Annotated in this window: 19 protein-coding genes and 1 pseudogene; 10 read left to right on the plus strand and 10 right to left on the minus strand. The window is 64.4% G+C overall.

The annotated features are described in order from the left end of the window. Positions 1-296 precede the first annotated feature (296 nt). Positions 297-1,691 (plus strand): amino acid permease, encoded by a 1,395-nt coding sequence (locus ACPFMA_RS24380; protein WP_009405810.1) that lies wholly within the window; start codon positions 297-299, stop codon positions 1,689-1,691. A 63-nt stretch (positions 1,692-1,754) separates the two neighbouring features. On the opposite strand, the gene trxB is transcribed toward ACPFMA_RS24380, so the two are convergent. Continuing rightward, positions 1,755-2,717 carry a thioredoxin-disulfide reductase gene (gene trxB, locus ACPFMA_RS24385; RefSeq protein WP_009405812.1) on the minus strand — a complete coding sequence of 321 codons (963 nt, stop codon included), beginning with the start codon at positions 2,715-2,717 and terminating at the stop codon, positions 1,755-1,757. Between the two features lie 119 nt (positions 2,718-2,836). Continuing rightward, the gene (locus ACPFMA_RS24390) at positions 2,837-3,436 is read right to left on the minus strand and encodes a peroxiredoxin (RefSeq protein ID WP_009405814.1); all 600 of its coding nucleotides are present in this window, start codon (positions 3,434-3,436) and stop codon (positions 2,837-2,839) included. A gap of 257 nt (positions 3,437-3,693) precedes the next feature. Here ACPFMA_RS24390 and cysZ point away from each other — a divergent pair, with 257 nt between their 5' ends. Further along, positions 3,694-4,428 carry a sulfate transporter CysZ gene (cysZ, locus tag ACPFMA_RS24395; protein ID WP_064302705.1) on the plus strand — a complete coding sequence of 245 codons (735 nt, stop codon included), beginning with the start codon at positions 3,694-3,696 and terminating at the stop codon, positions 4,426-4,428. Here cysZ and ACPFMA_RS24400 read toward each other — a convergent pair whose 3' ends face one another. Both ACPFMA_RS24400 and ACPFMA_RS24405 read right to left on the minus strand, forming a co-directional pair. After that, positions 4,429-5,070, minus strand: a complete 642-nt coding sequence (locus ACPFMA_RS24400; protein WP_425928911.1) for a DUF1109 domain-containing protein — start codon at positions 5,068-5,070, stop codon at positions 4,429-4,431. Continuing rightward, on the minus strand, positions 5,057-5,644 hold the full coding sequence (locus ACPFMA_RS24405; protein WP_064302703.1) for a sigma-70 family RNA polymerase sigma factor: 588 nt from the start codon (positions 5,642-5,644) through the stop codon (positions 5,057-5,059). The genes ACPFMA_RS24400 and ACPFMA_RS24405 overlap by 14 nt, the downstream gene beginning before the upstream one ends. A gap of 197 nt (positions 5,645-5,841) precedes the next feature. Here ACPFMA_RS24405 and ACPFMA_RS24410 point away from each other — a divergent pair, with 197 nt between their 5' ends. The 4 genes from ACPFMA_RS24410 to ACPFMA_RS24425 are packed head-to-tail and all read left to right on the plus strand — an operon-like array spanning position 5,842 to position 8,188. After that, the gene (locus ACPFMA_RS24410; RefSeq protein WP_064302702.1) at positions 5,842-6,120 is read left to right on the plus strand and encodes a BufA1 family periplasmic bufferin-type metallophore; all 279 of its coding nucleotides are present in this window, start codon (positions 5,842-5,844) and stop codon (positions 6,118-6,120) included. A gap of 15 nt (positions 6,121-6,135) precedes the next feature. Next, positions 6,136-6,969 (plus strand): DUF692 domain-containing protein, encoded by an 834-nt coding sequence (locus tag ACPFMA_RS24415; RefSeq protein WP_425928912.1) that lies wholly within the window; start codon positions 6,136-6,138, stop codon positions 6,967-6,969. Beyond that, a complete protein-coding gene (locus tag ACPFMA_RS24420; protein WP_425928913.1) occupies positions 6,960-7,715 on the plus strand; it encodes a DNA-binding domain-containing protein in 756 nt (251 codons plus the stop codon). The genes ACPFMA_RS24415 and ACPFMA_RS24420 overlap by 10 nt, the downstream gene beginning before the upstream one ends. 11 nt (positions 7,716-7,726) lie before the next feature. Then, positions 7,727-8,188, plus strand: coding sequence for a DoxX family protein (locus ACPFMA_RS24425; protein ID WP_425928914.1), 462 nt, complete (start codon positions 7,727-7,729; stop codon positions 8,186-8,188). 45 nt (positions 8,189-8,233) lie between these two features. On the opposite strand, the gene ACPFMA_RS24430 is transcribed toward ACPFMA_RS24425, so the two are convergent. Further along, positions 8,234-9,547, minus strand: a complete 1,314-nt coding sequence (locus ACPFMA_RS24430; protein WP_064302698.1) for a methyl-accepting chemotaxis protein — start codon at positions 9,545-9,547, stop codon at positions 8,234-8,236. A gap of 181 nt (positions 9,548-9,728) precedes the next feature. On the opposite strand from ACPFMA_RS24430, the gene ACPFMA_RS24435 reads away from it, so the two are divergent. Then, the gene (locus ACPFMA_RS24435; protein WP_425928915.1) at positions 9,729-10,946 is read left to right on the plus strand and encodes a glycosyltransferase family 4 protein; all 1,218 of its coding nucleotides are present in this window, start codon (positions 9,729-9,731) and stop codon (positions 10,944-10,946) included. Here the strand turns inward: ACPFMA_RS24435 and ACPFMA_RS24440 are convergent. From ACPFMA_RS24440 to ACPFMA_RS24450, 3 genes are all read right to left on the minus strand, one after another. Next, positions 10,915-12,018 (minus strand): NADH:flavin oxidoreductase, encoded by a 1,104-nt coding sequence (locus ACPFMA_RS24440; RefSeq protein WP_420057666.1) that lies wholly within the window; start codon positions 12,016-12,018, stop codon positions 10,915-10,917. The two genes, ACPFMA_RS24435 and ACPFMA_RS24440, sit on opposite strands and share 32 nt — an antisense overlap. A 213-nt stretch (positions 12,019-12,231) precedes the next feature. After that, complete coding sequence (locus ACPFMA_RS24445; protein ID WP_420057664.1) at positions 12,232-12,714, minus strand: glutathione peroxidase; 483 nt, start codon at positions 12,712-12,714, stop codon at positions 12,232-12,234. A gap of 157 nt (positions 12,715-12,871) precedes the next feature. After that, positions 12,872-13,357: an FKBP-type peptidyl-prolyl cis-trans isomerase gene (locus ACPFMA_RS24450; RefSeq protein ID WP_009405827.1), complete on the minus strand. Its 486-nt coding sequence runs from the start codon at positions 13,355-13,357 to the stop codon at positions 12,872-12,874. Between ACPFMA_RS24450 and ACPFMA_RS24455 the strand changes: the two are divergent. From ACPFMA_RS24455 to ACPFMA_RS24465, 3 genes and pseudogenes are all read left to right on the plus strand, one after another. Continuing rightward, a pseudogene (locus ACPFMA_RS24455) lies at positions 13,326-13,445 on the plus strand (DUF3565 domain-containing protein); the annotation flags it as partial. The gene ACPFMA_RS24450 and the pseudogene ACPFMA_RS24455 sit on opposite strands and share 32 nt — an antisense overlap. Positions 13,446-13,547: 102 nt before the next feature. Then, positions 13,548-15,644 (plus strand): phosphate acetyltransferase, encoded by a 2,097-nt coding sequence (gene pta / locus ACPFMA_RS24460; RefSeq protein WP_064302695.1) that lies wholly within the window; start codon positions 13,548-13,550, stop codon positions 15,642-15,644. Positions 15,645-15,646: 2 nt separating this feature from the next. Next, entirely contained in the window at positions 15,647-16,525 is an 879-nt protein-coding gene (locus ACPFMA_RS24465) for an acyltransferase (RefSeq protein WP_420057663.1), read from the plus strand. A 78-nt stretch (positions 16,526-16,603) separates the two neighbouring features. Here the strand turns inward: ACPFMA_RS24465 and ACPFMA_RS24470 are convergent, their stop codons facing one another. Continuing rightward, positions 16,604-17,302: an OmpA family protein gene (locus ACPFMA_RS24470; protein ID WP_009405833.1), complete on the minus strand. Its 699-nt coding sequence runs from the start codon at positions 17,300-17,302 to the stop codon at positions 16,604-16,606. A 94-nt stretch (positions 17,303-17,396) separates the two neighbouring features. After that, positions 17,397-18,041, minus strand: coding sequence for an MBL fold metallo-hydrolase (locus tag ACPFMA_RS24475; protein WP_425928916.1), 645 nt, complete (start codon positions 18,039-18,041; stop codon positions 17,397-17,399). Positions 18,042-18,050 lie beyond the last annotated feature (9 nt).

Consider the following 18,050-nt stretch of genomic DNA (forward strand, 5'->3'; position numbering starts at 1 on the left):
AGCGACGCGGGCCCTGTGGGAGCGGGTTCATCGGAACGCCGAACCGCCGCGATTGCGGTGGTGGATTCACCATTGCAATCGCGGGTGAACCCGCTCCCACAGGGCCCGCGTCTGCCTTTCTGCATGTCGCAATCGGAAAGCCCCAAGCCGCAACCGGGTCAATTTGCCCGCCCTGCCTCGCGGTAAGGTAGCTGCGCCGGACCGCTACCGGCTCATAACAACACGCGTAGAGGCACGCCCTTGAGCGTCGCTGCCTTGTCTCTGCCCCGATAATCCTCATCCAACAAGAGCAGAGTATGTCGAGCCCGAACGACTCCCACGGTGGACAACTGTCCGCCGGCTTCAAGCCCCGCCACGTCACCATGCTGTCCATCGCCGGGATCATCGGCGCCGGATTGTTCGTCGGCTCCGGCCATGCCATCGCCGCAGCCGGACCTGCAGTGATCCTCGCTTACCTGGCCGCCGGCACCCTGGTGGTGCTGGTCATGCGCATGCTCGGCGAAATGGCCGTGGCCAACCCGGACACCGGCTCGTTTTCCACCTATGCCGAGAAGGCCATCGGTGGCTGGGCCGGTTTCACCATCGGCTGGCTGTACTGGTGGTTCTGGGTGCTGGTGGTGCCCATCGAGGCGCTTGCCGCCGGTTACATCCTCAACCAGTGGTTTCCCGGTATCGATAGCTGGATCTACGCCCTGGCCTCGGTGCTGCTGCTGAGCATCACCAACCTGTTCGGCGTGGCCAAGTACGGCGAGTTCGAGTTCTGGTTCGCCCTGCTCAAGGTCACCGCGATCATCCTGTTCATCGGCTTCGGCGCTGCCGCGCTGACCGGCTGGGTGCCCAATCACGAAGGCGCCGGGCTGTTCAACGTGATGAAGGAGCACGGCGGTTTCGCCCCCAACGGCATGACCGCCGTGGTCGGCGCCTTCATTACCATCATGTTCAGCTTCATCGGCACCGAGTCGGTGACCATCGCAGCCGCCGAATCCGGCGAACCGTCGCGCAATATCGCCAAGGCCACGCGCTCGGTGATCTGGCGTATCGGCGTGTTCTACCTGCTGTCGATCATGGTGGTGATTTCCGTGGTGCCGTGGAGCGATCCGCAACTGGCGACGGTCGGCTCGTACCAGCGCGCCCTGGAACTGCTGGACGTGCCCTATGCCAAGCTGATCGTCGACCTGGTGGTGCTGGTGGCGGTGACCAGTTGCATGAACTCGTCGATCTACATCGCCTCGCGCATGCTCTACTCCCTGGCCCGCCGCAAGGACGCGCCGGCTGCAGCGGCGCGCACCTCGCGCAATGGCGTGCCACGCACGGCGGTACTGGTGACCGCGGCGGTGGGTGCCTTCATTGCCGCCCTCAACCACTTCGCCCCGGCCAGCCTGTTCGACTTTCTGCTGTCCAGTTCGGGGGCGATCGCCCTGCTGGTGTACCTGGCAATCGCCATTTCACAGTTGCGCATGCGCCGCCTGCACGGCGATGCGCTGGTCCTGAAGATGTGGCTGTTCCCCTGGCTGACCTACGGCGTGATCCTGTTTATTTCGGCAGCGCTGGCCGTACTGGTGGTGACGCCTGAACATCGTGCCGAAGCGACCAGTACCCTGATGCTGGCGATGGGTGTGTCGCTGGTGGGGATCATCGTCTGCCGCAAGCGCGGCAAGGAAACGGAGGCGGGGCTGGAGCGGGTGTATTGACGGCACCCGGACATGAAAAAGCCGCGAAGGACCCTCAGGCCCTTCGCGGCTTTTTTGCGTCGATCAGAACGAAGCGTTCTGCAGACCGTCCAGGTAGCGCTCGACATCCAGCGCGGCCATGCAACCGGCACCGGCCGAGGTGATCGCCTGGCGGTACACGTGGTCGGCCACGTCGCCTGCGGCGAACACGCCTTCGATGTTGGTCGCGGTGGCGTTGCCTTCACGGCCGCCGGCAACCACCATGTAGCCGTCCTTCAGTTCGAGCTGGCCTTCGAACAGCGAGGTGTTCGGGGTGTGGCCGATGGCGATGAACACGCCGTCCACCTTGATCTCGTCGAAGCTGCCGTCGTTGTTCTTCAGGCGCGCACCGGTGACGCCCATGTTGTCGCCCAGGACTTCGTCCAGGGTGGCATTGAGCTTGAGTTCGATCTTGCCTTCGGCAACCCGGGCATGCAGCTTGTCGATCAGGATCTTCTCGGCGCGGAAGGTTTCGCGACGGTGGATCAGCGTCACCTTGCTGGCGATGTTGGCCAGGTACAGCGCTTCTTCCACGGCCGTGTTGCCGCCACCGACCACGGCTACCGGCTTGTTGCGATAGAAGAAACCGTCGCAGGTTGCGCAGGCGGAAACGCCCTTGCCCATGAACGCCTCTTCCGATGGCAGGCCCAGGTAGCGGGCGCTGGCGCCGGTAGCGATGATCAGCGCGTCACAGGTGTAGGTACCGCTGTCGCCCTTGAGGGTGAACGGCTTTTGCTGCAGGGCCACTTCGTTGATGTGGTCGAAGACGATTTCGGTCTCGAACCGCTCGGCGTGTTCCTGCATGCGCTGCATCAGGGCTGGGCCGGTCAGGCCGTGGGGGTCGCCCGGCCAGTTGTCGACCTCGGTGGTGGTGGTCAGCTGGCCGCCAGCCTGCATGCCGGTGATCAGCAGCGGCTTGAGGTTGGCCCGCGCCGCGTAGACCGCAGCACTGTAGCCGGCAGGGCCGGAGCCCAGGATGATGACGCGGGAATGACGTACTTCGGACATGACACGCTCCTGTCGGGCCGGCGCTGAATGACTGCCAACCCCGAAGAATAAAAAAGAACCTGCCGAGCCTTGGGGAAGACCTATCGCGACAGGTTCTGAAAACCGTTGCGGCGAAGGCCTTACAGGCTCTTGGCGTTTTCCGCCAGGTAATCGGCGACACCCTGGGCGTCAGCCTTCATGCCTTTCTGGCCAGGACGCCAGCCGGCGGGGCAGACTTCGCCATGTTGCTCGGTAAATTGCAAGGCTTCGACCAGACGGATCATTTCGTCCACTTCGCGACCCAGTGGCAGGTTGTTCACCACCTGGTGCTGCACCACGCCTTGCTGGTCGATCAGGAACGATGCACGCAGGGCCACGCCATCGTCGTGCTCGACACCGTAGGCGCGGGTGATCTCGTGCTTGACGTCGGCGACCATGGTGAACTCGACCGCACCGATGCCACCCTTCTCTACCGGCGTGCTGCGCCAGGCATGGTGGGTGAACTGCGAGTCGATGGACACGCCGACCACTTCAACGCCCAGCTCGCGGAAACGCGCCATGCGGTTGTTGTGGGCGATGATTTCCGACGGGCAGACGAAGGTGAAGTCCAGCGGCCAGAAGAACAGCACGACGTATTTGCCGCGCAGGGACGAGAGCTTGAAGCTGTCGACGATCGAACCGTCGCCCAGCACCGCTGCGGCGTCGAAATCGGGGGCTTGCTTGTTGACCAGAATGCTCATGGGAACTCCTTGAGAACCGTGGATTCGAAGGCGTTGAAAAAGAATGTGCGCACTGTAGCGAGGGCCCAGAGATTAAGGAAATATCCTTAAACAATCCACCTTATAGACTTGCTCTATATAGGCCCTCGGAGTGTGTCTCTTTAGCTATGACCTATCCTTCCGAGGAATTGTTACACCCGGTTTCCTGGCCATCGGTCAGCTTTCGTCAGGTGGCCAAACTCGGTAAGGTCGGCGCGTTTTCATCCCCGGAGCCCTTTATGCAAGCCCCCGTTCTGTCTGGCCCGCAATACCTGCGCGAGGGCCTGAAACTGGTCCTGAGCCCCGGCCTGCGTCTGTTCGTGCTGCTGCCGCTGGCAATCAACCTGCTGCTCTTCACTGGCCTTGTCTACCTGGCCGGGCATCAGTTCGCCCTATGGGTCGATGCGCTGATGCCTACCCTGCCCGACTGGCTGGGTTTCCTCACCTACATCCTCTGGCCACTGTTCGTGATACTGGTGGTGCTGATGGTGTTCTTCACCTTCACCCTGCTGGCGAACATCATCGCCGCACCGTTCAACGGCTTCCTGGCGGAAAAGGTCGAGGTGGTGGTACGCGGCAAGGATGACTTCCCGCCCTTCAGCTGGGGCGAGCTGGTGGCCATGGTGCCACGCACCTTCGGCCGCGAGATGCGCAAGCTCGGCTACTTCGTGCCGCGGGCCCTGGGCCTGTTCATCCTGTCGTTCATCCCGGTGGTGAACATCATCGCCGCGCCGCTGTGGCTGCTGTTCGGCATCTGGATGATGGCGATCCAATACATCGACTACCCGGCGGACAACAACAAGATGAGCTGGCAGGACATGCTCGCCTGGCTGCGCGCCAAGCGCTGGCAAAGCCTGAGCTTTGGCGGCATCACCTACCTGGCACTGCTGGTGCCGTTCGTGAATATCCTGATGATGCCGGCGGCGGTGGCCGGTGCGACGCTGTTCTGGGTACGCGAGCGCGACGGTCGCTGACTACCAGCGCAACAGGCGCGGCCCGAGGGCCGCGCCCAGCAAGGTGGGCAGGAGCATGCCCAGCAGGTACCAGATGCCCCAGAACGGAATGCCCATTTCCGGGCAGTGCAGGCAATAGGCGAGGGTCGCCGTGCTCCCGGCCAGCAGGCCGGCGGCCGCACCGGCCTGGCGCAGGCGAGTGGGTGCCAGGCCGCGCAAGGCCCAGAACACGCCGATGAAGGTCGGCAGCGACAACAGCCCGATGTTCAGTGCACAGGTACGCCAGGTACTGCCGAAGATCAGTTCGGATCGAGCCTGCGGCGCCGCTCCGGCCAGACTCGATGCTGCGCCCAGCCAGACCAGCACGATCGGCACGGCCAGCAAGGCCCAGACCGCTCCGCCCTTCACTCCGGGCCGGGCCAGGCGCCGGGTCAGGACCAGCGCCAGCAACGCCAGGCTGGCCGGCAGCGCCACCTTGCCCCAGAACAGCGGGGTCGGCGCCACGCTCGCCAGGTCGCTGCGCACGCCATACAGCGTCATGGTCAGCAGCAAGGCCCCCAGGCCGCCGCCAAGCAAGGCCAGGCCCAGGCGTCGCAACAAGGCATGACGATCCACCGGACCTTCGCCACTGGCCAGCAGGTTGATCAGTTCATCGGTCTTCATCGCTACCCTTTCCTCGAATCATGCTCGCCAGCGCCTTTAGCCCGCGATGGATGCCGACCTTGACTGCCGAACCGGACATCCCGGTCAGGCGCGCCGCCTCCTCGACCGACAGACCCTCGACCTTGACATGGACGATCGGCAGGCGCTGGCGCTCGGGCAACTGCTCCAGCAGCCTGTCGAGATCACGCCGGGCATCGCTCGCCTCTTCATCCCCGTCGCCGAACAGTGCGTCGTCATCACCAAGCGGATCATGCAACGCGTCACGCCGGGCGAAGCCACGGAAATGATCGGCCAGCTTGTAGCGGGCGATGGCCTGCACCCACGCAGTCAGGGGTTGCCCGGCCTGATAGGTATGGCGGGCATTGTGCACCGCCAGCAGCACTTCCTGCAGCAGGTCTTCGACCTCCTCCGGACGCTGCGCGAGGCGTCGGCGCAGGAAACCACGCAGGTGAACGGCCAGGGCGGCGAGGAAATCGCGGTACGCCAGCGCATCGCCGGCCATCCCTCGCAGCAGCAGGCTGTGCAACTGCGCCTCGCGCGCGCTCAGGGCGTCATATGGACTAGTTCGTTGCATTGGCCGACCAGGTTACACCCATGGGACATTCCTTTTGTTGGCCGGGAAACACGGCACGGGATGGAACAGTAGGAGAGCGGCGAAGGAATCTCAAAAAAAATTTTCCGCACGCTGTAACCGTTCCCGATTCCCCGGCGAACTACTCCACGAGCCGCCGGTAAATCACCGGGGCCATCCAACCCTGTGGAGACAGCACCATGAACAATCTCACCCTCGCCACCGCCGCCCTGGCCCTCGCCGCCCTGGCCGGTACCGTGCATGCCGACGACATGAAGGCCCAGGCCCCGGCCATGGAGAAATGCTACGGCGTGGCCATGGCCGGCAAGAACGACTGCAAGGCCGGCGCCGGCACCTCCTGCGCCGGTACGTCGAAAAAGGACTACCAGGGCGATGCCTGGAAGAACGTTCCCGCCGGTACCTGCACTTCGATCAAGACGCCCACCGGCATGGGCTCGCTGACCCCGCTCAAGTCCTGACCCGGAGCGCCAGCCATGACCCCGTGCAAGCGAATCGGTGCCGGCCTCGGACTCAAGGCGCAGCATTACGCCGAGGCCCTGACCTGCACGGCCGAGGGCCTGTGGTTCGAGGTCCATCCGGAAAACTACATGGTTGGCGGCCCGCGTCGCGCCTGGCTGCAGCGGATCGGCGAACGTCATCCGCTGTCGCTGCACGGTGTCTCGCTGTCGCTGGCGGCGGATACACGCCCGGATGAAGAGCATCTGCGCCGCCTCCGCGAACTGGTGGAACTGGTCGATCCGCTGCTGGTTTCCGAACACCTGGCCTGGTCGGCCTGGCGTGGGAGCTATCACCCGGACCTGCTGCCCTTTCCACGCACCAGCGAGGCACTCGGGCGTATCGCCGACAACATCCAGCGCACCCAGGAGGCGCTGGGTCGGCGGATCGCGATTGAAAACCCCACCCACTACCTGCGTCTGGACGGACACGACCGGGACGAGATCGACTTCCTCGTCGAACTCACCCGGCGTACCGGCTGCGCCCTGCTGCTGGACATCAACAACGTCCATGTCAGCGCCCATAACCTCGATTACGACGCCAGTGCCTGGCTGGAGCGGATTCCCGCCGCACTGATCGCCGAAATCCATCTGGCCGGTTTCAGCGAAGACGACACCGGCAGCCTGCTGATCGACTCGCACGCCGCTCCCGTTGCCGGAGCGGTGTGGGACCTGTACCGGCAACTGATCCAGCGCATCGGCCCGCGCCCGACCCTGATCGAGCGCGACGATGCCATTCCCGCGTTCAGCGAATTGCTGGATGAACGTGAAACGGCCCAGGCGCTACTCGACCAGGCGGAGGAATGCCCATGAAACTCGAAGAATTCCAGGACGCCTTCGTCGAAGCGCTTTACCAGCGCCCGGCCCCTGCCCTGCTGCAACTGACCACACAACCGGCGTTCGCCGTATACCGCAATACCGTGCTCAAGGGTTGTGTCGATGCCCTGTGCGCCAATTTCCCCAGTGTCGAGCGCCTGGTCGGCAGCGACTGGATGCAGGCGGCAGCCCGTGACTACGCGTTGCGCTCACCACCCGGTGATGCCCGCCTGGTGCTCTATGGCGCGGACTTTCCCGCCTGGCTCGCCCGGTTGGCCAACCTCGCCGAGCTGCCCTGGCTGGCCGACGTCGCTCGTCTCGATCATGACTGGCTCAGCGTTTTCTGCGCCCCTGACGAACCGGCACTGGACCTGGCAGCGCTGACAGGTATCACCGCCAGCGACCTCGCCAACCTGAACCTGGCGCCACGCAGCGCGGCGCGCTGGCGCTGGTGCGAAAGCCATCCGGCCTACAGCCTCTGGCACTACAACCGCGAGGGGCTGGACTGGCACGACCAGGTGCCGTGGCAAGGCGAAGGCACGCTGTTGACCGGCGCCCCGGAAGGCGTCACGCATCAGGCGCTGGAGCACGCGGGCTGCGTGTTCCTCGACGCCTGCGCCGCCGGCGACAGCCTCGACCACGCTTCCGCCCGGGCCCTGGCGATACAGCCCGACCTCGATTTCACCGACCTGCTCGGACGCCTGCTGCGCGCCCGGGTGTTCCGCCCTATCGCGCTGGATTGAAGGAGCTCGTCATGGATATCAGCCACACCGCCCCGCACTGCTACCGCTCGCGCTACAGCCGTATCGCCGACGCCGCGCAACGGCTGCTCAGCGACTCCGTTCTGAGCCTTGTCGCGCGGCTGGCCATCGCCGCCGTGTTCTTCCTGTCCGGACGCACCAAGGTCGAGGGCCTGCTGACCCTGACCCCAGGCACCTTCGAACTGTTTCGCAGCGAGTACATGCTGCCGCTGATCCCGCCGCACCTGGCCGCCTACCTGGCGACCTATGCCGAACATCTGTTCCCGCTGCTGCTGATCCTGGGCCTGTTCACACGCGGCGCAGCGCTGGCCTTGCTGGGCATGACCCTGGTGATCCAGGTGTTCGTCTACCCGGATGCCTGGCCGACACACCTGACATGGGCAGGCCTGCTGCTACTGCTGATCGCGCGGGGTGGTGGTGGCTGGGCGCTGGACAGGTTGTTGCGGATTCGCTGAAAACATTGGCCGGTGCCTCGCGCACCGGCCATTTTCCATCCGCGATTACTTCAGCTGATTGGAGAACTGCCCCACCGCGTTCACCACCTTCCGCGCGCCGTCCTGGATCTCGGTGATCACCGTCCCCGTCTGCCCGGCCAGTTCAAGGCCTTGCTCGGCCTGGCGCTTGCTGCTGTCGATGATGTCCACCGCGGCCTTGGCCAGTTCCTCGTTCTGCTGCACCACGCGAGCGATTTCCTCGGTGGCGGTGCTGGTGCGCGAGGCCAGTTGGCGGACTTCGTCGGCGACCACGGCGAAGCCCCGGCCCTGCTCGCCGGCACGGGCCGCTTCGATGGCAGCGTTGAGCGCCAGCAGGTTGGTCTGCCCGGCGATGTCGCTGATGGTCTTGATGATCGAGCCGATCACCTGGGACTGCTTGTCCAGTGCCTGGATGCCGTTGGCGGCGTCCTGCATGCAGGTTTCCAGGCCACGCATGACATCCACCGTCTGGGTCACCACCTCGGTGGCCCGGCGCGCACTGGTGTCGGTGGCCAGCGAATTGGTGTAGGCAATATCGGCCGCCTGGGCGACGGCATTTTCCTGATTCACCTGGTCGGTGATCACGGTGGCGAACTTGACGATTTTGTACAGCACATCATGGGCATCGATGATCGGGTTGTACGAGGCTTCCAACCACACGATCCGGCCGTGGGCATCGATGCGTTTGAAGCGCTCGGCGACAAATTCGCCGCGGCGCAGCTTGCCCCAGAACGCTTGGTACTCGGCGGAGTTGTACTCCTCCGGCTCGCAGAACATCCGGTGATGCTTGCCGCGCACCTGCTCCAGGCTGTAGCCCATGGTGCGCAGGAAGCGGTCGTTGGCCGTCAGCACTTCACCGTCGAGGTTGAATTCGATCACGGCGGTGGAACGCATCAGCGCCTTGATCAGGCTCTCGTGCTCCCGCGAGGTCTCGATGGTCCGGGTCAGGTCGCTGGAGTGCATGGTGAAGTACTGAATACGGCCGTTGCCGTCCTTCACCGGTTGCAGGATCGAACGCAGCCAGGCCTCCTCGCCATTGCCACGAAGCAGGCGGAATGCACCGTTGAGATGCTCGCCGCGGGTGATGGCCTGCTTCATGCGCTGGTAGAAATCCAGCGGCTTGACGTGCGCCGGAACGATATCCTCGATAGGCCGGCCGACCAGTTGCGAACTGCTCCAGCCCATTTCCTTTTCGAAGTTGATGTTCACCGACTCGATGCGCCCGCTCGGGTCCAGTTGCAGCACCAGCATTTCGCTGTCCAGGCTGTCCTTGACCTGCTCCAGGCTCAGCAGTCTTTCGCGCAGTTCCTGGTTTTCTTTCTTCAGTTTGCTGTTGAACATCACCGCTCTCCTGGAGCGCTATCGTCATCGGGGGAATGCGTATTGCATCGGCTGACGGGACGTCATTCTTGAGCAACAAAACGGGAATATTTCTTTTGCCCGGAGCGCCAAGGATCGGGCGTCATGAAGTTGTCATGCGAACGTCACCCGCAAGCCATTTCAGCGCTGGAGACTGGACAGCATGACGACGCTCGCGCTGCACATCACCCTTATCAGCGAAACCTTCCCGCCGGAAATAAACGGCGTGGCCAACACCCTCGGCCGCCTCAGCGAAGGCCTGCGCCAGCGCGGCCACCGGGTAGAACTGGTGCGGCCGCGGCAAAGCGACGACCCGCCTGGGCAGGCCAACGCCGACCAACTGCTTTGCCGCGGCTGGCCGCTGCCGGGGTACCCGGGATTGCAGTGGGGCCAGGTGTCGATGCACAAGCTGCTGCGGCGCTGGCGCAGGGACCGCCCGGATGTGCTCTACATCGCCACCGAGGGCCCACTGGGCCTGAGTGCGCTGCGCGCCGCGCGGCGCCTGGGGATAACCGTGGTCAGTGGCTTCCATACGAACTTCCAGCAGTATTCCAGCCAGTACGGCCTGGGCCTGCTGGCACGGATGCTGACCCACTACCTGCGCTGGTTTCATCAGCGCACCCACAGCACCCTGGTGCCCAGCCCGAGCCAGCGCCTGGCTCTGGAAAGACGTGGCTTCGAGCGCCTGGCCCTGTTGTCCCGCGGAGTCGATGGCTGCCTGTTCAACCCGTCGCGACGCAATGCGGCGCCACGTGAGCGATGGGGGCTGGGCCACGACGATATCGCCCTGCTGCATGTCGGCAGGCTGGCCGCGGAAAAGAACCTGGGGATGCTGGGGCGTACCCTTCAGGAATTGCAACGCCGGTACCCGGAACGCCGCATCCGCCTGGTGATCGTCGGCGACGGCCCGCAACGGGCCGCCCTGCAGGCACAACTGCCCGACGCCATTTTCTGCGGCCCGCAGCGCGGCGAACCCTTGGCCGAACACTATGCCTGCGGCGATATCTTCCTGTTCCCGAGCCTGACCGAGACCTTCGGCAATGTGGTACTGGAGGCCCTCGCCTCGGGGCTGGGCGTGGTTGCCTATGATGAAGCCGCAGCGGCCCAGCATATCCGCCACGGGCACAATGGCGCACTGGCGATACCAGGCAATGCCGCCGCCTTTATCGATGCCGCCTGCTGGCTTCTGGAAGATGACGAGACCTTGCGCCGGGTTCGCCTGAATGCCCGCCAGCACGCCAGCCGCCAGGGCTGGCCGGCGATTGTCGAGCAGTTCGAGGCCCACCTGCGCAATGCCTGCGAGCCGCTACGAGACAGGCCCGTCGCAATGAACGGGCCCGACCTGCTGGTCAAACCAGGCTCGTCAGCGCCTCGCGGCTGAACGGCAGGATCTCGCCTTCGCGGCCGTCCCGCACCTTGGCCGCCCATTGCGGATCGACCAGCAGCGCGCGCCCCACCGCGACCAGGTCGAACTCTTCGGCGTCGAGCCGTTGCAACAGGTTTTCCAGGCTGGCCGGTTGCGCCACCTTGTCGGTATCGACCATGAACTGCAGGAACTCGCCATCCAGGCCTACGCTACCGACGGTGATGGTCGGCTTGCCGGTGAGCTGGCGCGTCCAGCCCGCCAGGTTGAGCGGCGAACCTTCGAACTCCGGCTCCCAGAAGCGACGGGTAGAGCAGTGGAAGATATCCACGCCGGCCTCGGACAAAGGCTTGAGGAAGTCTCCCAGGGCTTCGGGCGTGGTAACCAGGCGTGCGTTGTAGTCCTGCTGCTTCCATTGGGAGAAGCGGAAGATGATCGGGAAATCCGGACCTACCGCAGCACGCACCGCCTGGATCAATTCGATGGCGAACCGCGAACGCCCCGCGAGATCGCCACCGTACTCATCGTCGCGACGGTTGCTGGCGTCCCAGAAGAACTGGTCGATCAGGTAACCGTGGGCACCATGGATCTCCACGCCGTCCATGCCGATGGATCGAGCATCCCTGGCGGCCTGGGCGAAGGCGGCGATAACCTCCTGGATATCCTCGCGGGTCATGCCGTGGACCACCTCCTGCCCATCCTTGAGCTTCTCGCTCGGGCCGTAGCCCGGCACGCTGGCGTCCGGCTCGGTACCGAGGCGGCGGACCATGCCCACATGCCACAGTTGCGGCACGATGCGGCCACCCTCGGCATGGACGGCCTCGACCACCTTCTTCCAGCCGGCCAGGGCATCCTCACCGTAGAAGCGCGGTACGTTCGGGTAACCGTTGGCGGCCTTGTGGCCTACGGTGGTGCCCTCGGTGATGATCAGGCCGACACCGGCGGCGGCACGGCGGCGGTAGTACTCGACCACCTTGGCGTGAGGCACGCCGCCGGGGCAGAAGGTGCGGGTCATCGGCGCCATGACTACACGGGTCGGCAGCTCCAGGGCGCCCAGTTGGAAAGGCGTGAACAGTGCATTGGCGGACATGTGGCGCTCCTCGGGATGAAAGGCGCCTGAGCATAGAATGGGTGGTTGTGAGGGACGAGTACTATTGATTCGAGTGATTTAAAGGCATGGTCTTTGTGTTGTTCTTCCGGGCCTCATCGCCGGCAACGCCGGCTCCCACAAGGTTCAGCGGTGTACGCGATACCTGTGGGAGCCGGCGTTGCCGGCGATGAGGCCCAAAAGGCCAACAAAGAGTCACGCCAACGCCTTCTCGATCGCCTGCACCACTGCCGGATCATCCGGCGCGGTCCGCGGCGAAAACCGGGCCAGCACCCGCCCGTCCTTGCCTACCAGGAATTTCTCGAAATTCCAGGTGATGTCGCCCGGAAACTCCGCGCCCTCGCCCGCCAGCAAGCGATACAGCGGATGCCGCTGCGCCCCGTTGACCTCAAGCTTGCCCCCAAGCGGGAAAGTCACCCCATAGTTGAGGCTGCAGAAGCTGGCGATCTCTTCCTCGCTGCCCGGCTCCTGCCCGGCGAACTGGTTGCACGGCAGGCCCAGTACGCTGAAACCCTTGCCCTTGTACTGCTGATAGAGATTTTCCAGCGCCGCATACTGCGGCGTCAGGCCACATTTGGAGGCGACATTGACCACCAGCACTACCTGGCCCTTGAACGGTGCCAGCGACAGGTCCTGGCCGTTCAGCGCTTGCAGTTTCAGGTCGTGAAATGCACTCATGACGTACTCCCCTTCTACGACGGATCCCGGGCATCCCGGCGGTCGGCCACGATCGCGGCCCACTAAAAAGGCGCCTGGCCTGCCGCATGCACCCTTGCGGGACTGCACGACGGAAGGACAAGGCGCCTTCGCGACTCTCTGAGCTTAGCGCAGAAAATCAGTGGTGATGGCCACCTTCGCCATGGACGTGGCCATGGGCGATTTCTTCTTCGCTGGCGTCACGCACGTTGACCACCTTGACCTTGAAGTTCAGGCGCTGGCCGGCCAGCGGGTGGTTGCCGTCGACGGTGACGTCGTCGCCGTCCAGGTCGCGGATGGTGACGATCTGCATCTGGCCGTCCGGCGCCGAGGCGTGGAACTGCATGCCGACTTCCAGTTGGTCGACGCCTTCGAACATGCTGCGGTTCAGGGTGCTGACCAGCTCGGCCAGGTATTCGCCGTAGGCGTCTTCCGGCTCGATGGTGACGTTCAGCTCTTCGCCGGCGCCCTTGCCTTCCAGGGCCTTTTCCAGGCCCGGGATGATATTGGCGGCGCCGTGCAGGTATACCAGCGGCGCGCCGCCAGCGGAGCTGTCGATGACCTCACCGGCGTCGTTGGTCAGGGTATAGTCGATGGAGACAGCCTTGTTGGCGGCGATCAGCATGGGGCGAGACCTTTTGCATAAGAAGTGTGAGCGAGCAAGTGTAACCAACGCATCGCCCGAAAGCGAACGCAACCCGGACAGACGGGACCGCCATCCCGGGGCTTTTGCCACTGGCGGATGCACGGCAGGGCGGGTTAGCGATACCCTTGGCAATTGACGTTTTTTGCACTGGCTCATTCGAGAAGTTCGCATGCAAACCTTTTTCATCGCGCCGACCGACTTCGGCGTTGGCCTGACCTCCATCAGCCTGGGCCTGGTCCGCACCCTGGAGCGGGCCGGCCTGAAGGTCGGTTTCTTCAAGCCGATCGCCCAGCCGCACCCGGGCGACACCGGGCCGGAACGCTCCACCGAGCTGGTTTCGCGGACCCACGGCCTGAAACCGCCCAAGCCCCTGAGCCTGGCCCATGTCGAGCGCATGCTCGGTGAAGGCCTGCTGGATGAACTGCTGGAAGAAATCATCACCCTGTACCAGCAGGCCTGCGTCGACAAGGACGTGCTGGTGGTCGAGGGCATGGTCCCGACCCGTCACGCCAGCTATGCCGCGCGGGTCAACCAGCACCTGGCCAAGAGCCTCGATGCCGAGGTGATCCTGGTTTCCGCGCCGGAAAACGACGTGCTTGCCGAACTCTCCGGTCGCGTCGAATTGCAGGCCCAACTGTTCGGCGGCCCGCGCGACCCGAAAGTGCTCGGGGTGATTCTTAACAAGGTGCGCAGCGACGAGGACATGGCCGGGTTCGCCAGCCGCCTGCGCGAACATTCGCCCTTGCTGCGCAGCGGTGACTTCCGCCTGCTCGGCTGCATTCCGTTCCAGGCCGGGCTCAACGACCCGCGCACGCGGGATGTCGCCGACCTGCTCGGTGCCCAGGTGCTCAATGCCGGTGATTACGAAACCCGGCGCATGAACAAGATCATCCTGTGCGCCCGCACCGTGGCCAACACCGTGCCGCTGCTCAAGCCGGGCACGCTGGTGGTGACCCCGGGCGACCGCGACGACATCATCCTTGCCGTCAGCCTCGCCGCGATCAACGGCGTGCCCCTGGCCGGCCTGCTGCTGACCAGCGACAGCAAGCCCGATCCACGTATCCTCGAACTGTGCCAGGGCGCCCTGCTCGCCGGCCTGCCGATCCTCTCGGTGAGCACCGGGTCCTACGACACCGCCAACCAGCTCAACCAGCTGAACAAGGAAATCCCGGTGGATGACCGCGAGCGCGCGGAGATCATCACCGACTTCGTCGCCAGCCACCTCGATGCCGACTGGCTCAACCAGCGCTGTGGCACCCCGCGGGAAATGCGCCTGTCGCCGGCGGTGTTCCGCTATCGCCTGATCCAGCAGGCCCAGGCGGCGAACAAGCGCATCGTCCTGCCCGAGGGCGCGGAGCCCATGACCGTGCAGGCCGCCGCCATCTGCCAGGCCAGGGGTATCGCCCGCTGCGTGCTGCTGGCCAGACCGGACGACGTCCAGGCGGTCGCCCGGGCCCAGGGCATCAGCCTGCCGGAAGGCCTGGAGATCATCGACCCGGACCTGATCCGCGAGCGCTATGTCGAACCCATGGTCAGCCTGCGCAAGAGCAAGAGCCTGAACGCCCCGATGGCCGAGCAGCAACTGGAAGACCCGGTGGTGATCGGCACCATGATGCTGGCCCTGGACGAGGTCGATGGCCTGGTATCCGGCCTGGTGCACTCCACCGCCAACACCATCCGCCCGGCCCTGCAATTGATCAAGACCGCACCGGGTTGCAGCCTGGTGTCCTCGGTGTTCTTCATGCTCTTTCCCGAGCAGGTGCTGGTATACGGCGACTGCGTGATGAACCCGCACCCGAGTGCCGCCGAGCTGGCGGAAATCGCCCTGCAAAGCGCCGACTCCGCACAAGCCTTCGGGATCAACCCACGGGTCGCGATGATCAGCTACTCCAGCGGCGAGTCTGCCAGCGGCGAAGAAGTGGAGAAGGTCCGCGAGGCCACCCTGCTCGCCCAGGAAACCCAGCGCGCCCTGCAGATCGACGGCCCGCTGCAGTACGACACCGCCGCCAACCTGGAAATCGCCCGGCAACTGGCGCCCAACAGCCCGGTAGCCGGGCGCGCCACGGTGTTCGTGTTCCCTGACCTGAACACCGGCAACACCACGCACAAGGCAGTACAGCGCAGCGCCGATTGCGTCAGCCTCGGGCCGATGCTGCAAGGCTTGCGTAAACCGGTGAACGACCTGCCGCGCGGGGCCCAGGTGGACGACATCGTCTACACCATCGCCCTGACCGCGATCCAGGCCAGCCGCGCGGCGGAGTTCTGATCATGCCCGACATCCTGCGCGGCACGCTGGCCGCCTTGCTGCTGGGGCTCAATACCCTGGCCTGCTGCACACCGCTGTTCATCGTCAGCCTGGTCAAGCTGTGCCTGCCGTTCGCGGCGGCGCAGCGGGTTACGGACGAGCTGATGCGGCATATCCACGAAGCCTGGATCAGCAACAACAAGGGCTGGATGAAGCTGCTCGGGCGCACCCGCTGGCAGGTGCAAGGGCTGGAGGGGCTCGACTACCAGCACAGCTACCTGGTGACCAGCAACCACCAGAGCTGGGTCGATATCCTGGTGCTGCAATACGTGCTGAACCGGCGCATTCGCCCGCTGAAGTTCTTCCTCAAGCAGGCATTGATCTGGGTTCCGGTGATCGGCCTGGCCTGGTGGGCGCTGGGCTTCCCGTTCATGAAGCGCTACAGCAAGGCGTACCTGGACAAGCACCCGGAAAAGCGCGGCAAGGACCTGGAAACCACGCGCAAGACCTGCGCCAGGTTCCGCGGCAAGCCCACGGCGATCTTCAATTTCGCCGAGGGAACGCGCTTCACCCAGGCCAAGCATGACCAGCAGCATTCACCCTTCCGCCATCTGCTCAAGCCCAAGGCCGGGGGCATTGCCTTCGTGCTGGATGCGATGGGCGAGCAGTTGGAGTCGATCATCGATGTCACCATCCACTACCCCGATGGCGCGCCTGGCTTCTGGGACTTGCTGTGCGGACGGGTGCGGCGGATCGTCGTACAGTTCGAGGAACTGGCGATTCCGGGGGAATTCCTTGGAAAGAGTTATGACCAGGACGAGGAATACCGGGCGGCATTCCAGCAGTGGATCAACCGGTTATGGGAGAGGAAGGATCAGCGGTTGGAGCAGATGAATCGTTGAGATCCCGAGGGGCCCATCGCTGGCAATCCAGCTCCCACACTGTGGGAGCTGGATTGCCAGCGATGGGGCCGTCAAAGATTACTGCTGATAGTTCTGCCCTGGAATCGGCTTCAGGTTCACCTCTACCCGGCGGTTCTGCGCCCGGCCGTTGGCATCGGCATTGCTCGCGATCGGCTGGTCGGGGCCCATGCCACGCACGCTCACCCGCGATGGATCGACGCCCTGGGACGTCAGGTAGGTACTGACGGCCTGCGCGCGGCGCTGCGACAGGTCCATGTTGTGCTGGCGGCTACCGGTGCTGTCGGTGAAGCCCACCACCTCGATGGTGTTCTGGTTGAACTGCTTGAACGAGTTCGCCAGGTTGTTCAGCGGCGAATAGAAGCTTGGCGCGATGTTCGCCGAGTCGGTGGCGAAGGTGATGTTGCCCGGCATGATCAGCTTGATCTGGTCGCCTTCACGCTGCACTTCCACACCGGTGTTGGCCATGCTCGCGCGCAGCTCGGCTTCCTGCTTGTCGGCGTAGTAGCCGTAGCCCGCAGCCGCGGCACCCACTGCCGCCGCGCCGATCAGCGCGCCCTTGCCACGGTTGTTGTGATCGATGGCGGCACCGGCGATGGCACCGGCCAGCGCACCCAGGCCGCCATACTTGGCAGTCTTGCTCATCCCTGAGGAGCCCTGCGCCTGGCCACCCTGGTTGTCATAGGGGTTCTGGCTGGCACAGCCAGTCATCAGGGCAGCGGCGGTAGCGACGATAATCAAACGGCGCATGGTGAACATGGACAAGCTCCTGCGAACAATTCGTATAGATGGCCAACTGACGTGAGTTCGCCACCAGCCTTGGAGTGCGGCGGCGAAGAAAAATTCCCTGCGCTCATGCCCGAACAAACGGATTTTCACGCATTTCCTCACCCAGACGGGTGTCGGGACCATGCCCGGCCACCACCGTCGCCTCTTCGTCGAGACGATACAGCCGCTGTTTGATAGAACGAACGATAGTTGCCTGATCGCCACCCCACAAATCGGTGCGGCCCACGCCACGGCGGAACAAGGTATCGCCGGCGATCAGCAGCTTGGCGTCGGCGAACCAGAAGCTCATCGAGCCCGGGGTGTGACCTGGCGTATGCAAGGCCACGCCGCAACCACAGGCCAGTTTCTCGTCATCCTCCAGCCAGCGGTCCGGCGACGGCACCGGCACGTACGGCACGCCGAACATGCGGCACTGCATTTCCAGGTTGTCCCAGAGGAACTGGTCGTCCTTGTGCAGGTGCAGGGTGGCGCCGGTCTTTTCCTTCAACTGGCCGGAGGCCAGGAAATGATCGAGGTGGGCATGGGTATGGATGATGCTGACCACCTTCAGGCCATGGGCATCGAGCTTCTGCATGATCAGGTCGGGGTTGCCGCCCGGGTCTACGACTATGGCTTTCTTGGTGACCGGGTCGCCGATGATGGTGCAGTTGCACTGCAAAGGGCCGACGGGGAAGGTTTCGCGGATTAGCGTAGATGGGGCGGGATTCATGACAGCGTC

This window comes from Pseudomonas sp. NyZ201 (genome assembly GCF_049860765.1).
GTDB classification, from domain to species: domain Bacteria; phylum Pseudomonadota; class Gammaproteobacteria; order Pseudomonadales; family Pseudomonadaceae; genus Aquipseudomonas; species Aquipseudomonas bharatica.